Source organism: Mycoplasma sp. 125 (assembly GCF_051549845.1).
Lineage (GTDB): Bacteria > Bacillota_I > Bacilli_A > Mycoplasmatales > Metamycoplasmataceae > Metamycoplasma.
On sequence record NZ_CP196079.1, the window covers coordinates 174,270 to 190,344 of the forward strand.

The 16,075-nt window shown below is 25.9% G+C and carries 11 protein-coding genes, 1 tRNA gene and 1 pseudogene; 7 read left to right on the plus strand and 6 right to left on the minus strand.

Annotated elements, in window-relative coordinates; genetic code table 4:
- Window positions 1–4 precede the first annotated feature (4 nt).
- Complete coding sequence (locus tag ACSH4Z_RS00760) at window positions 5–5,143, plus strand: Mbov_0399 family ICE element protein (protein ID WP_438340719.1); 5,139 nt, start codon at window positions 5–7, stop codon at window positions 5,141–5,143.
- A gap of 41 nt (window positions 5,144–5,184) precedes the next feature.
- Here the strand turns inward: ACSH4Z_RS00760 and ACSH4Z_RS00765 are convergent, their stop codons facing one another.
- A complete protein-coding gene (locus tag ACSH4Z_RS00765; protein WP_438340720.1) occupies window positions 5,185–5,622 on the minus strand; it encodes a hypothetical protein in 438 nt (145 codons plus the stop codon).
- 334 nt (window positions 5,623–5,956) lie between these two features.
- Between ACSH4Z_RS00765 and ACSH4Z_RS00770 the strand changes: the two genes are divergently transcribed.
- The 3 genes from ACSH4Z_RS00770 to ACSH4Z_RS00780 all read left to right on the plus strand — a co-directional run bounded on the left by ACSH4Z_RS00770 (window position 5,957) and on the right by ACSH4Z_RS00780 (window position 9,050).
- Window positions 5,957–7,132 (plus strand): Mbov_0401 family ICE element transposase-like protein, encoded by a 1,176-nt coding sequence (locus tag ACSH4Z_RS00770; protein WP_438340721.1) that lies wholly within the window; start codon window positions 5,957–5,959, stop codon window positions 7,130–7,132.
- Window positions 7,133–7,582: 450 nt separating this feature from the next.
- Window positions 7,583–8,818 (plus strand): hypothetical protein, encoded by a 1,236-nt coding sequence (locus ACSH4Z_RS00775; protein ID WP_438340722.1) that lies wholly within the window; start codon window positions 7,583–7,585, stop codon window positions 8,816–8,818.
- Window positions 8,819–8,974: 156 nt separating this feature from the next.
- Window positions 8,975–9,050 (plus strand) — tRNA-His (locus tag ACSH4Z_RS00780).
- A gap of 5 nt (window positions 9,051–9,055) precedes the next feature.
- Here the strand turns inward: ACSH4Z_RS00780 and ACSH4Z_RS00785 are convergent.
- Window positions 9,056–9,634, minus strand: a complete 579-nt coding sequence (locus ACSH4Z_RS00785; RefSeq protein ID WP_438340723.1) for a thymidine kinase — start codon at window positions 9,632–9,634, stop codon at window positions 9,056–9,058.
- A gap of 110 nt (window positions 9,635–9,744) precedes the next feature.
- On the opposite strand from ACSH4Z_RS00785, the gene ychF reads away from it, so the two are divergent.
- The 3 genes from ychF to ACSH4Z_RS00800 all read left to right on the plus strand — a co-directional run bounded on the left by ychF (window position 9,745) and on the right by ACSH4Z_RS00800 (window position 13,434).
- The gene (gene ychF, locus ACSH4Z_RS00790; protein WP_438340724.1) at window positions 9,745–10,848 is read left to right on the plus strand and encodes a redox-regulated ATPase YchF; all 1,104 of its coding nucleotides are present in this window, start codon (window positions 9,745–9,747) and stop codon (window positions 10,846–10,848) included.
- 283 nt (window positions 10,849–11,131) lie between these two features.
- Window positions 11,132–12,610 carry a putative cysteine peptidase gene (locus ACSH4Z_RS00795; RefSeq protein ID WP_438340725.1) on the plus strand — a complete coding sequence of 493 codons (1,479 nt, stop codon included), beginning with the start codon at window positions 11,132–11,134 and terminating at the stop codon, window positions 12,608–12,610.
- Window positions 12,610–13,434 (plus strand): hypothetical protein, encoded by an 825-nt coding sequence (locus ACSH4Z_RS00800; protein WP_438340726.1) that lies wholly within the window; start codon window positions 12,610–12,612, stop codon window positions 13,432–13,434. The genes ACSH4Z_RS00795 and ACSH4Z_RS00800 overlap by 1 nt, the downstream gene beginning before the upstream one ends.
- Window positions 13,435–13,627: 193 nt before the next feature.
- On the opposite strand, the gene ACSH4Z_RS00805 is transcribed toward ACSH4Z_RS00800, so the two are convergent.
- The 4 genes and pseudogenes from ACSH4Z_RS00805 to ACSH4Z_RS00820 form a co-directional block, all read right to left on the minus strand.
- The gene (locus tag ACSH4Z_RS00805; protein WP_438340910.1) at window positions 13,628–13,861 is read right to left on the minus strand and encodes a transposase; all 234 of its coding nucleotides are present in this window, start codon (window positions 13,859–13,861) and stop codon (window positions 13,628–13,630) included.
- A pseudogene (locus tag ACSH4Z_RS00810) lies at window positions 13,848–14,669 on the minus strand (IS256 family transposase). Before ACSH4Z_RS00810 ends, ACSH4Z_RS00805 begins: the two are co-directional and overlap by 14 nt.
- The gene (locus tag ACSH4Z_RS00815) at window positions 14,641–14,829 is read right to left on the minus strand and encodes a hypothetical protein (RefSeq protein WP_438340727.1); all 189 of its coding nucleotides are present in this window, start codon (window positions 14,827–14,829) and stop codon (window positions 14,641–14,643) included. Before ACSH4Z_RS00815 ends, ACSH4Z_RS00810 begins: the two are co-directional and overlap by 29 nt.
- Before the next feature lie 129 nt (window positions 14,830–14,958).
- Complete coding sequence (locus ACSH4Z_RS00820) at window positions 14,959–16,026, minus strand: alanine/ornithine racemase family PLP-dependent enzyme (protein ID WP_438340728.1); 1,068 nt, start codon at window positions 16,024–16,026, stop codon at window positions 14,959–14,961.
- Between the last annotated feature and the right edge of the window lie 49 nt (window positions 16,027–16,075).

A 16,075-nucleotide genomic window follows, 5' to 3' on the forward strand; every position in this document is an offset into this window, starting at 1 on the left:
AAGAATGAAAAAAAGACATAAATTCTTAATAACTTTTAGTGCTTTACTAGGAATAGGATTTGTAGGTTGAGGAATTCAAGCTATTAAAGATGTAATTAAAAATAAGGAATCTAATTCTTTGATTAATTGAAAAGAATTTCAAAAGATGAAATATCAGCCAATTAAGTACCATCGATTCGAAGAAGTGCCATTAGAATTGTCAAAAATAGAGACAAAAACAAAAGGCAATATCGTTATAAACGATGTGCCTTTTTTGCCAGATAGAGAACATTCTAATTTTTTTGATATAGTAAAGCAAATAGCAAATCAAAACAACACCAGCCCTGAGGAGCTATGAAACGCAATAAAAGCAAAATTAGTATATGACAGTGATTGAATTGAACAAGAAATTGTTTCACGTGGCCATCACGAAGACCATAAAATAACTAATAGAAATTTTAAAAAAAATCCTGATAAATTTAGGGCAATTGGGCATCTAACAAATTTATATAATAATGAGCGTTGATTTCATGATTGGATAGATGCATATCTGAGATATACACTAAATAAACAGTTTCACGATGTGAAAAAATTTTATATAAAAGAAATAAGAATTAGTGGTTTTAGCGTTTCTGAAACAATTGATGAAATATATTACAAAAGAATTAATGAAAACATAAAATCAAAGGAAATGTATTGAATTGCTAAAAAAGGTACTATTACTGCTACTATTGTTTATGATTATGAAGATAGTAATGATAAAGCATACAATTATTTTAAACAAAAATTTATGGATGCTTTTAAAAGTCAAAAAACTAGTGATAATAAATTAATTTTAAAAAAAGATTATAATGCAGAAGCAATAAATGCTATACCATCGCAAAAGTTGCAAAATTTTAAAACAAACCAAGAAATATTAAATGAGTGATTTAGTAAGACATTTAATCCAAACTTATATGACGGGTTTTCTATTCGTTGAGAAATATCAAAAAATAATTCTAAGGCTTTTAATATTTTGATTGAAAACAACACTACAAAGCAAGAGCAATATTTATATAAAAACATTGAGATTAGTTGAAATAATTCAGACAAAGCACAATTGCTAGAGTTGCCAAAAAGATTAGAAATAATTCCAAGTAAGTATGTTAGTTTTAGTGCACAAAGTCCAAATAATCCCTCAGGTTTAATTACAGATCAAGGTGTATTAGTTAACGATGGTAAAAAAGGCATATCAAAAGATAAAAAAACAATTAATCTAGGAACCTGAATTTATCATGCCCCAGTTGATGTTAGTTTTAATGCTCTTAAAAAGGAAAATGAAGCACTAGAAATTAATAACATTAAGATTGATGTTTTAGAACAAAAATTCAAATATACACTCTATGACCAAAGAGCTAATGCCAATGATAATTCAACCATTGACATTAATGAAGGTGGCGCTAAAGAAAAAGAAGAATTAAAAAAGAATGAGTATATTATCAAGGTCAAAGTTTTTAATAATATAAATATTGATAAGGAGCCAAAAAATACTTATATTTATAAAATTATTATTGATTCGAAAGCACAAAGTCAGGATTATAAATGATATGCTTGAAATCCAGACAAGATAAGAAGCCAAAAAGATCGTATTACGCAATATCTTGAAGATAAAGATGGAAATAAAAAATTAGATAAAAACGGCAATTATATTCCAAATCCAAAATATGATCCCCTGATAGATAAAAAAACTGGTACAAAAAAAGAGTTGGTATGAATTGATTTTTCAAAACTTGGTTTTAATATAACCAAAGATTATTTTGATAATTATTTATATAAAGATTTTAAACAAAAATATCAGATAAATGAAGCAGATTATCCAAAAGATAAGATGTGAAATTATTATCAAAATACAATGCTACCACCATTAACACAAAATTTGTTACATACAACAAATGGTGTGATTGCTTCATATGATAAAGGAACAATTGCCGAAGCTTCGGTTGTTTCCAAGGGAGCTATTAAAGAATTATTGGGAGAAACTACTCAATATATCGTTTATAAATTGGATGATTCGCAAAAGAAATGAATACCAAATTTTTTAGATACTAAAACTTCTGGATTTTCTTATTTTTCTACGCCTGGATTATATCTATTTACTTCTGCAGCAAAGCAACAAGTTAGCTCGTATAAACTAATTTTAATAGATGGTAGAGATGACGAAAGTGTCAATAATAAATTGTTTAGTGAAATAAAAGGGGACTTAACTTTTGTAAATAAATTATGAAATACAACGCAGGGTTTATTTTTCTTAAACTATATAACTAAAAATCACAAGGTTGATAAAGATAGTGCTAAAACTTTAAGTTATGAAGAAATTGTTGAATATTGAAAAACTTATATAACTTTTTTAGCTACAAATCAAGAGCCAACAATTGATATAAAACCTAGATTTGATTTTTCAATTTGAGATTATAAGTATGCTAATTTTGAAGAACTAAAAAAAGCATTTAAAGAAAAATATAAGTCAAATATACAAAATATAATTAAGGAGTTAGGCAATTTTGAGCTTTCTAATTATGTTGGCTTGATTAATTATGAATTTGATGAAGCAACACAAGGTATAAAATTACGCTTATTTAAGTCGGTTGCTGATAGTAGATTTAATTTAAATAATCAAATTTGAAATTATGAATTTAAATTTAAGGATTCTTCTAAAAACTCACAAGATAATAGTCAAGGCCAAATACAAAAAGATAATGGAATTAATAATAAGGATTTAATCGTTTTAGATTGAAACACGATTAAACTTAAAATCTTAGCAGCAGAATCACATAGTGGAACAGAATTTATACAAAAAGTAGATAACGAAATAAAAACAAATGGCTTTAAAAATATTGTTAATAATCCAAAACAATATAGCTATTTAGAACTAGGCACTCCATTATTATTTTATAATAATGGAACTTTAAAAATAAGTGTTAAATTAAAAGATAAATATAAAAATAAATATTACATAAATAACCCTGAATTTGTGGGAACATTTAAATTTGGTTATAATGACGAGTTTGAAATTTTTGCTGGTTTTAATGCGCAAAAAATTTATTTATATAATGAAGAAAAAGAAGCCGTTATTGAAGAAAAAATTACAGAAATGATTAAGCAACAAATTGCAAAATATAATGCAAAATTAGTACTAGGAACTCATTATGAAATAGAAAATCTCAAAGAACTTGCAAGGGATTTAGCTCATAATAAAACATATGATGAAAGTAGCACATATTTTCCTTATAAAGTTATTGTAAGACCAAGATTGCCATATCATTCTTATACAAAAATTTTATTTCCAGTTATTAATCTTTCAAAATTTAACTTTGATGATATTAAATTTAAGAAAATGGAGATTGATTATGATGTTGATAATTTGACACCTGAAAAAGAAAACAAATTATTAGAAGAATTTAAGAAAAAAATAATTGAACAAATTAATAAAACATTTAGGGCTAGCACAAAGGAAATTTTTTACTATACCAATAATAGAGAAGACCAAAGATTATTTATTAGTGGTATTGAAAATGACCAATTAAAATTGTTATTTAGTCGAAATGAATTAGTTGTCAAAATAAGACCAAGCGCCAAATACTTAGCGATAGCAAAGGGAGAGTCAACCTTGATTGTTAAGAATATAAATAAGAGTGCTGATAAACCTTTTGATATAAGTAAATTGAATATTGCTGATTTAAAACTAAATGCTTCAAAACCAGATGTAATTAGAGAAGAAATTATAGATTATGTAAAAAGTCAATTATCATTTATAAATAATTTGCAATATGCTAAAGATTATGTTATTAATAATATTGCCCCTGATAAAATTTTTAGTGCATTTAGGGCTAAAAATGCCCCAAAATTGCTTAACGTCGAAGTAGTGGGGCAAAATTATCGAATAACTAATAAAAAAGCCTTTAAAGCTATTAAAAAAGCGCTATATAATCTAAATGAGTATAGATGAACTAACTTTACAATTAATGTTGATGTAGATAACATTAATTCTTATTATGATAAGAAAAAAATATTAGATAAAATAAAAGCGGAAATAATCGCTAATTTAAATAATCAAATTAGAACAAATTTAAAAAGTACTAATTATAGTATCGAACTTGGCGACTTTTTAGTTGAACCACAATTGAGTGAAGCCATATTGGAAATCTTATTTTATAAAAGACCACTAAATTTAATAATTAATGCTAATAATCTTGATTTAGATGGTTCGTTTAATATACAAATAAAAAACATACATCCAAGTGCCAATAAACCTTTTCCATTAAGCAAAATTAAAATAAGTGATTTAGCTATTTATCGCAACAAAAAACTAAGCGAAGTCCAAAAAATTGCAAAAATTAAAGAAGTAATTAATAATCATATTAATAATAATGAACAAGTTAAAGCTTTAAATTTAAAAAATAAAGAAGATTATATTATTAGTATGAATGTGTATATAAACGGCGGACTTAAAAATCAAATTTATGATTATGAAGATAGCAAGAATGAGTGAATACTAAAAAGTTTTATTTATAATGAAAAAGTTAAAGATGGAAATACTATTTCAACAATAAATGATATAGAAATTTTACTTATTGCAAAAAAAGGCAATAAATCAGAAATTGCGCAAAATAGTAAAACAGGTTTTAAAATTTATGGAAAAAATTTGGCGGGTGAAGAAATTATTGGACCAAAAGATAAAATTATTATCAGTCCTGATAAAGACATTATTAAAAAACCAAAAAATAGCGACCCCAAAAATAAGGATGATGAAACAATATTAAATCCAAAAGATAAAATCCTTATTGGACCTGATAAGGAAATTATAGTTGTACCAAAAGATAATGGTACAAACAAGCCTGATAAAGATATCATTTTAAGACCAAGAAATGGAAATAAAAATAATCCAAGTGATAATATCATTTTAAATCCAAAGGATGAAATTATTATTAATGAAAAGGGTGAGATTTTAATTAAAAAAAGTGGTGAAAATACTCTTAAACCCCTCGATAAACTTAAGGTTCCTTCGCTTAGATTTAAAAAAATTTGATTAGCTTGAATTATTCCGTTATCATTGGTTCTTATTGGGTTGTTAGTATTTGCTGGTTGAGCAATTTATGTAAGATATGGCAAGAAAAAAATAAAATAATTTAACATAAAAAAACAAGGTTTAACCCTTGTTTTTATATTTTATAATTCAAGCTCTAAATCGTCATCATAATTATTTTCTTTTTCAGATTTCTTATCGAAATTATCAAAATTACATTCATTGCAAATTTTTTGTTTCTGCGAAGAATCAAGTATGTTTAATTCTCTTTTTCTTTTCAAATAATCCCCGTGTCTCAAGTTTTCATAACCTTCAAAAATAAGCTCATCATCAACGTAATCTATAATTGCGTAAGGTTTTCCTTCGGCTTCGAAATAATCTTTAGATATTGTAATTAAATCTTCTAAATCTAAATTTTCTTTTAAAAAATAGTTATAAAATTCATTTTCTTCGTCTCATAGTTTTTCAAATCTTTCTTCGTTGTTAAAAACAACATTTTCAAATTTTTCTCAATCCATATTTACTAATTTATTTTTTAGTGTTTCTTCTAATTCTTCTTTAAATAATTGTTGTGTTGTCATTTTGTCTCCTTAAATTTAATTATGTTTTTTTAGAACTATATTTCTACCAATTGGAAAAAGTGATTTCTGTTTATCTCTTATTTTTCAAATTGTTCCTTTATATATACTCATACAGTTCCAAATTATATATAAAAAACTAGCTGTTGCTAGTTTTTGCGCACTTTTTCTTTTTCCTTCGTTTTGCCAGCCGACCGCGGGAGTTGCGCCTCTCTGCTCACAATATGTTAATATTATATATCTTTTTTATGAATATATTAAAAATTTTTAGCGAATTGTTTTTTTAATTTATGAGAATTTTTTATATTTTTTGTTTCATTTAAAATATTATTATTTTATGGATAACTATATATTAGAAATGCTAAAAGAAAAAATAGAAAAAGAAGACGAAGCGTTTAGAAATTCTGATGACCGTAAGCAAAAAGGGCTATTAATACATTCATATATAACTAGAAAAATTAAACTAGAATTCGGGATTTTATGCATAAAAATTACCAAATATAAATACTATGATGATAATAAAGTTTTACATACTTATATATTTAATAAGAACGTATTTTTGAATGATAATTTCAAAAGAAGAGTTGATATTTCTTTATTAGAAAAAAGCAAAAAATGGTATCTAGATGGAGCGAATTTGCGTGTTATTTCTATGAGATACAATATCTCAAAAACCTTGATTTGCCGCTATGTGAAGACAATTAATATTAATAAAAAAATTGAACAAAATAGATTAATTAAGGGTTTGGATAATTCTTCTAATAATACAATCTATATTAGTGTAGATGATACATATTTTAATACTAAACAAAATAAAAATAAAGTAAGTAAATTTAGAACAAGAATCATAAATTTTTTTATGCTTGATAAAAACAAAAATATAATAAATAAGAATCATTTTTTTATCTTTTCAACAACCAAAAAACAGATAAGTTTTGCATATTTAATCGAGCAAATAAATATAGTTATTAAAAAATATTATGATAAAAATTGCAAGCTAATTCTGCTTGGTGATGGAGCAAAATGAATTTCAAATTTAGCAAAGAAAATAAAGGCTAAATACATATTATGTAGATTTCATCTATTTCAAAAAATTAATGCAATTTTTAATAATTCTGCTGAATTAAAGTATGGTTTAGAACAATTAAAGTCTAAAGAAAATCTAGATTTAAAACTTATTTTTAATAATTTTATGCACAATAAAAAATATGATGAACTAATTAATTTTATTTATAGCAATAAGAGTATAATCAAAAAATATTTAGGTTTAAATCGTTCCAACTTGTTATTTTCTTTGTGCAAATATATAAATAATAATTTTTATGGGCTAACAGAAATTGATGATAAAAATATTGACTTTTTTATTAATAACAATGCAGAAGCTTTTATATCACATTTAATAAAAAAGCCAATTAAAAACGTATGAACAATATATAGTTTTGATGTATGTTTACTAAAAATTTTGAATAATTTAAATAACTTTAAAATTGGTTATAAATGCACCATAATTTAATATTTATTTTTTAGTCCTTTTTGTTATCCAGTTTATAGTGTTTGAAAATTATATATATGCAAATATATATAATAATTACTTAAAAAATAGTTGTTTGTAAATAATTTTTAACAAAAATTAATAAAAAATATATTTTTTTAAACAATTTTTTTCTATAAAAAATAACAGTGCATTAATATATTTATTAATGCAAGGGGGAGAAAAAGCACACCTGTTTAAGGTTTTTTGTGCGCCTCTCCCCCTGTACTTTAAAGTATGTGTGCGCGCTCGCGATTCACACGCATTTAATTTCACACGTAAAAGAAAAAAATGTTAATGTCAAAATTTTAATTTTTTAAAAACTAATTGAAAATATAGTAAAATAATTATAGCTGGCGCTAATATGCACCTTTAAATTTACAAGAACATAAAATAGCCAATGCTATTGATACTGCTAAAGAATCCAAACAAATGATAGATGAACAACACGGTAGTGATAATACAAATAATATTTTAGAAAAAACAAAACAAGAATATAAAAAGCAAAAAGATATCATCGATGATCAATTAACATATTTGAGTGGTCCTAAGTATGCGGAAATAAAGTCCATGCTTGAAAAGGAAGTTAATGAAATAGTTAAAAATATTAATGATAATAGTACTGCTGAACAATTTGAAGCAGCAACTAAAAAGTTAAAAGATGCATCAGAAAAAGCAAAAAAAATGGCTGAACCAATCGATGATGAAATCGAGGCAAGAGTTGAATTTGATAATAATCTTAATGCCGCTAAAAAAATAAGCAAGGAATTGGAGTCAGATTCTAGATATAAAGCAATAAAGGATGAATTGGATAAAGTCATTCAAGAAAATGAAAACGCTATTAATGATAAAAGCACTAAGGAGCAAATTGATTCTATTTCATCAGTATTAATTGAAGCTACACTTAAAGCCAAAAATGCAAAAAGGGATATTGATGATGCACAACAAGAAAAAGATTCTAAGCTACAAGCACTAGCTTCATTCAATAAAATAGCTAAAGAAGTGGAAGATTATTCAAAAACTCTTACTAACCAAAAACATGATGATATTAAAAAGCAATTAGACGATGAATTAAAAAAACAACAGGAAGTTGTTAAACAAGATAGTTCAGATTCCGAAAAAATAGAAAATGCTACCAAAAAATTGTCTAATTTACTTGAGCAAGCAAAAAACAACTTAAATAAAAATACAGATGCCAAGAAAAAACAACCGGATGCAAATGTCAAGGAAAATCTAACTGAGGAACAACAAAAAATAGTTGATAAAATAAATAATAATTCAATTGTATCAACTGGTTCAATTACTGAAGATGTTAAAAATACAATTATTACTATATTAAAAGGAAACAGTAGGTTATCAAACGAAAGAGAACATCACTACTTTGGCTATGTTACTTTTGATCAAAAAAATAATTTTATGTTCTCCGAAAAGAGACCTAACAAGAAAAACAAAGCAAAAAACCTTGGATCAGGAATTTTCTCAAAGGAATTTGTTGATCTTTGACATAAAAAAGAAATACTTTTTGCAAATAATTTTAATAAGAAAAATAGTAGAAAAGCACTTTGCTTAGAAAAGAAAGCAGACGGTAAAATTGTTCTTCCATTTAAGTTTAAAGGTCATTCTACTATTTATGAAATTGAACTTTTTCAATTAGATACAAAAGCTTAATTTATCAAAAAAACACGCAAAATAAATGTGTGTTTTTTTGATTGCAACTACTAAAAACTCAAACTTATAAAATTTACTTTACATTGTAGATAATAAACCTAAAATTTGTAAAAAAACGTTTATTTATGTTAAAATAATAAAGCAATTTAGAAAATGGCGTTCGTGGCGAAGTGGTTAACGCTCCGGGTTGTGGCTCCGGCATACGAGGGTTCGATCCCCTTCGAACGCCCCATTTTTTTATTTTATTTTTTGAACATTTTCACCTAATAAATGACACTTACGACATCTAGCTTCATATTCATTGTAATTACCTAATAAATTTAAACTCTTATTTTTTATTTTTCTATATGAAGTAGTTGCAACATTTTGACATATTACGCAAATAGCATGCAATTTAGTAATTGTTTCAGCAATAGCCATTAAATTAGGCATCGGTCCAAAAGGTTGACGTCGATAATCTTGGTCAAGTCCAGCAATTATTATTAAATATCCCTTGTTTGCCAAATCATCGGCCACTGAAATTAAATTATTTCCAAAAAAATGAGCCTCATCAATTAAAATTGCATCATATTTAGCTTTGTCAAGCAATTCATAAATATCTTCAATTTGTTTAATTGAAAAAGTTCTTTCTTTTAATCCACAGCGACTTACTATTTCGCTATCAGAAAAACGATTGTCATATTCAGGCTTAATTACTAAACTATTAAATTTAGCATATGATAATGTTCTTAATCTTCTTAGTAGTTCCTCGGTTTTCCCACTAAACATGGGACCTGTGATAATCTCAATCATACCTTTTGAGAATCTTTTATACATAATAAACCTACCTTAAATTCTGTGAGTTATTTATTGTTATAATAATAAATTATTTTCTTATATTACATTAAAATTATTAGTATAAATTTTTTTCTTTATTGGAGGTTTTTATGTCATTAAAAGCAGGGATTGTGGGATTACCAAACGTTGGAAAAAGCACACTTTTTTCAGCCTTAACATTAAATGAAGCAGAGTCAGCTAATTACGCATTTACTACTATTGAACCTAATATTGCAATAGTTAATTTAGAAGATTCAAGATTATATAGTTTAGCATCTCTTGTTAATGCTAGAAAAATTGTTCCAGCAACATTTCAATTTGTTGATATTGCCGGACTTGTCGAAGGGGCCTCGAAGGGTGAAGGATTAGGTAATAAGTTTTTATCTAACATCCGTGAAGTGGATGCAATAGTACACGTAATTAGATGTTTTGAAAATGATGATATAGTTCATGTGAGAAATCATATTGATCCATTGGCCGACCTAAAAATAATTAATTTAGAACTAATTTTAGCAGATTTGCAGATGGTTGAAAATGTTCTAGGACGCATTGGCAAAAAGGCAATTAACTCAAATGATAAGGAATTAAAAAAAGAATATGAACTTTTGGTTAGAATTAAAGATTATTTATCTGATGAAAAAATGCTAAAGGATATTGACTTTTCATCTGAGGAATTGGCAATTATTAAAAATTATCAATTTCTTACAATTAAGCCTACTATTTATGTTGCTAATCTTGATGCAAATTCATACAAAAATCTATCAGAAGCAAAACATTTTTTAAGATTAAAACAAGAATTAGAAAAAAATAATGAATATATAATTCCAATTTGTATAAAAATTGAATATGAAGTATCTAGCTTTTTAAATGAAGAAAAAACAATGTTTTTAAATGAATATAATATCGATAAATCTGGACTTGCCGAACTTATATCTAAGAGTTTTTATTTATTAGATCAAGCTACCTATTTCACTGTTGGAGAAGTTGAAACAAGAGCTTGAGTGTTTAAAAAAGGAATGAACGCAGCTGAATGTGCCGGGATTATTCATACTGATTTTGAAAAGAAATTTGTTAAAGCTGAGGTTATTAAATGCGATGACTATATTACTTGTGGTGGTGAAAAACAAGCGAAAGAAGCAGGTAAAATGATGCTAGAAGGCCGAAATTATCTAATGAAGGATGGAGATGTTTGTTATTTTAAGATAGCTAAATAAAATTACAAAAGAAATTTTTATAATGTATTTGTTTATTAATGACAGGGATAAAATATTAATTTTTATTTAATGTTTTAATTTTTAAAATATTAAATTGTAAGAATGAAGTATTTTATTAATGAATATTTTATAAAAAATAAAGGTTAATAATAGAACCAATAGGCCTAAAACTAGTTAGGGTTTTGGGTTTATTTTTTGATATTAAATATGTATTTTTTTGTAAAAAACGCCTCATTTATTGTTGAAAAAATTTAAAGTTTTAAAATTAAGTTAAGGGGGATATATGAAAAAGATAAGTTTTTTACTAGGATTGCCGCTAGTGGTTAGTCCAATATTGGTTATCTCTTATACTAAAAATAGTAACAATACAGATGAAGCATTAGAAATAAAATATAAGGAAAAAGTTGGTGCTTATTGTTTGTGCGATTTTATAAGACTAACAGGGCGACAAGATACCAAAATTAAATTTATATCAGGTAATTTTTTTAATATTGATAAATATAACTATATAGTCGGCTATGAAAATGGTGGTTATTCAATCTTTGATCATGGTAGAGAAAAAATAGTAGAAGTTAATCCTTATTATATTTTTACGCCAGAAATGATGCTAATGTTTCCTAATAAGGATACAATAATATTAAGAAATAGCGAAACATCATTTGATTATACAAATATTCGCGATAGGGATAAACCATTTCCCGGTGACGTTCATAGGCCTATTAAGAAAACCAAAAATGTGACCGATGATTGAAAAGATCAATCTAAAAAAATTGAAAAAAATTTTAAAAATGTTAATTTTAGCAATTTTAATATTTGGAATTTAAACACCGTAAAAAATTCTAGTTTAACAGATTTCAAGAAAAATGGTATAAGAAATGAATACAACGGTTTTTTATATGCTGATGATGAAATTAGGTATTCATGATTTTTTAAATCAAACAACAATAAGGTTTTTGGAATTAATGATGCTAAATATTACACAAACGAAGAAGACTGAGGTGGAATATGCGGCTATATTGCCATAAATCAGATGATACTTTATAATAATTATTTTTTAAATCCTAGATATTTAGGATTTCAAGAAGAAGAAAAATATATAGATAAAATAGAATCCTTTGATGCAGGAATAATATATGATTATGACTCAATGCCATGGGAAATTATAAATGGTGACCTTGTTTATGATTATGAGTATGAAAAAACTCATCAGCTCAGAACATATTTTTCCAATTTAACTAATAATGAAAAAGTTAAATATTTAAAAGAAAATTATTTTTCTCCAAAATTAAATGATGTTTATATGAAAGATCTTTTAGAAAAATTTAAATTCAAGAAGGGTACAACATACTGAAATAGGAAAGAAATTATTAAAAATCTATTAAACAAAAAATATGTTGATTATACATTTAGTTATTGATATAACAGAAGCAATAATATTGTAAATTTTATTAAGGATAAAAAAATACCAGCATTTCTAGTTTCGGATACAAGAGAATTTAAGAATGGTGGATATGAATTGAATGGCGAATCTTCGCATATTTATGTAGCTTATGGAGTTTATGAAGATGGAAGAGCACTAGTTAATTTTAATTGATATGACCAATGAAATCAAGTTATTATTGATACAAACAACATTAAATGGCTTGAATATTTAGAAAATAAAGATCAAGGTGAACTAGGAAAATATTTTTGGGATGGTGCTAATTTTGTTACTGGAAGTGAAATTACAGAAAGATTAAAGGATTGCGAGTTAATAAAATAATGAAAAAGAAAACAAAAATTGCATTAATAGGCGCGCTGGTGCCAACTGTTGTGATTGGTGCTCCATTGCTTGGCTTTAGCATATATTCGGTGATAACGCATTTAGATCGTCTTAATATGCCAATCGGACCATCAATGCCTCATAGAAATTATTTAGAAGATGTAACTCTTTATAAGGATGCCTTTAAGGGCGATAACATTTTAATTAAAAATCCTTTTAAAAAATATGAATTTAAAACCTCTAATAAAATAGAGGAAGTTAAAAAATATATAAATAGCATTAAGAAAGAGGGTTTTTATGTTATCCCATTGAAAATTAAACTTATAAATACATCAAAAGATAATAAAGGAGATTTTAGAGAAGAATTTGAAGAAAAAATATCAAATTTAAAGGATATAGTGCTATTTTATCTTCCTAAAAAAATGATTAATCAATTTCTACCTTATGGGTTTGAATTTGAGCAATGATATGCTACACCATTTCAGGATTTAGAAGATTTTAAAATTTTTAAAACAAGCTCAGAAGACACTTATAAAGACATAACAAATTGAAAAAAAACAATTCATTCACCTTATCCTAGTTTTTTACAAACAAGATCTTTTCTTTCGGCTATTAATAAACATAAGGTTAAATATAATGATAAGGAATTGGACATTGCAGATATTATAATAATTGGAATAGATAACGATAAAAAAGATGCAACTTTAAAAATTTTTATAAATAGATACATACCTAGTGATTATTCCAAAATAAAGGAATATGAAGAATTGGAAGCAAAGGATGGTAGCAAAAAAGAGATAAATATTTATAATTTGCATTATTAATAGGTAGTGTAGTAAATTTTGTGTAAATTTATCTCCTGCTTACTTTTTGAGTAAGAGATTTGAGAATAGCTTACATAAATCTAAATTTATTATGTAAAAATAACCAAATAACATAACAAAATCGAAGAATTTAATCTCCTAAATGTTATTTGGTTATTTTAAATTATTATTATTATTATTATTATTATTATTATTATTCGAAAATTATTTGCAATTGGTTATAAACAACCCCTCAGTCAGAAACGGATTTCTCTCATTTTTCAACTTGATTTTGAATTGCAAAATAAATTATTTTTATTAAAGAGTCATCAGTAGGAAATGAAGTTTTATTTTTAGAAATTTTTCTAATATTTCTATTTAAATTTTCAATAACATTTGTTGTATAAATTAGTTTTCTAATTTCCGCTGGAAAATTAAAAAAAAGTAACTAATTCATCGAAATTATTTCTTCAACTTTTGACTGCATAATGATATTTAGAATCTCATTTTTGTTCAAAAATTTCAAGAAATCTTGAAGCCTCATCCAGGTTGCTGGATTTATAAATATTTTTCATATCTTGGGTAAATTCTTTTAAATCTTTATAGTTAACATGTTTTGCCGAATTTCTTATTTGATGAACTATGCACTTTTGAATTTGTGTTTTAGGATAAACAGCTTTGATTGCTTCGCTAATTCCCACTAAATTATCACCCGCCATGAGATATATCTCATGAATGCCCCTTAATTTAAGGTCATTTAGTACTTGAATTCAATATTTTGCACTTTCAGATTCTCCGATTAAGAACCCCCCAAAACATCCTTATATCATTCCAAAGAGTATCTCATAACTATGTAAACTGACTTTTAACAAGTTTATTTTCTTCTTTAACTTTAAATCTTATTCACCAATAAAAAACATGGCATAAGTTTTTTCTAAAGGTCGATTTTTTCACTCCGTTATGTGTGGAATTATCTTATCAATTACTCTGCTAACAAAAGCAGCACCAACTTCAACTCCGCACATTTCCTTAAGAGTTTGAGAGATATCTCTCGTTGAAATTCCTTTTGAATAAAGACCGATAATTTGGCTTTCAATTTTAGAAATATCATACTGGTATTTTGGAACTATTGTTGGTTTAAATTCAGAGTTTCTATCTCTCGGAATTTGAAGTTCAATTTCACCTAAATTTGATCTTAGATTTTTAGAATAACTACCATTTCGATAGCTATCTTTTATCGTTTTTCATGCTCATATCTATCGTAACAAGGTGTTTTTTCATTTCTTCTTCTGGCATTATTTGAATAAGATCTTTGGTATTTTGCTTAATAATTTTGCAAACCTTTTCCTGAGTTGCTGGTTTATATTTATCATATAATTCTTTTACGCTTAGCATTTTAATTTCTTTTTTTGGCATATTAAAAATCTTTTATATAAATATTTTAATTTTAAATATTTGCTATTAGGAGATTTTTACACAAAATTATCTACAGTTCCAAAAAATCTCTTTTTCAATAAGTTTGGTTATTTTTTTACAAAAATTAAACTATTTTTCAAATTCTTTAATTACATATGAAGAATTGAATAGATATAATAAACTCCCTCAGTCAAGACCAAAAGTAACGATGTCACCGGCTTTATATTCAATATTTGAATCTTGAGCGTTGATAATCATATGATCTGAAGATCCACCTAAAATTTTTAGCTTTTCATCATATGGGATCATGGCATCAAACATTGTATCCAATTTACCGATTGCCAAAATAATTCTTTTTATATCACCAATGTCTTCAAAATAAGGAACATGTCCAAACGCATCAATTCCACAAGCACCAATTGGCATTGAGCTTTTATAATCAACTTCAACAACTTCAACTTCGCATCTAAATGCATCACGATACATTCCATCAATTGTTTGACGATACATATCTTCAGTACCAAAAATCATTGCAAAACCCATTCTTAAAACATTGATTTCTTTTGGCATACGATTTTCTCACACCATATGTAAACTTAATGAATTTCCGCCTGACATATGAGTTAATTTGATATTAAGTTCACTCTCAATTTGATGTTGGATTTCAACGAATTGTTTCATTGTTTCATCAGATGGTATTCTAGCACCATAACACCCAAAATTGCATCCTAAACCAATTAATTTAACACCTTTCATTTCATTGATTAATTTAGCTGATTTTAAAGCATCTTCTGGCAAAACGCCTTCTCTTCTATCACCTAAGTCCACCATTAAAACAATTTCATGCGGCTTTTTATTGTTTTTTAAACAATAATCACTAATTTTTTTAATAACATCTAAATCGCCATTTAAAGATGAATCACATAATTCAATCATTTTTGGTATTTCAGAAATCATTGGTATTCTTAAAAGTTGTTTGTGACCTGGTATATCTTTATATATTTCAAAATTATCTAGCCGTGAATCTCCAAAGTTTTTTATGCCGGCCTCAGCATATAATTCCGCCATTCTTCTATTTCCACAAAAACCTTTAGTTACTGCTAAAACTTCAATATTTTTAACCTTACAAATTTCGATTGCTCTTCTAACGTTAGTTTTGAATTTAGTTTCATTAATAATAATTTTTGGGTATCCCATTTTTATTCCTTTATTTTAATTTAATTCCTATATTATTTGCTATTTTTAA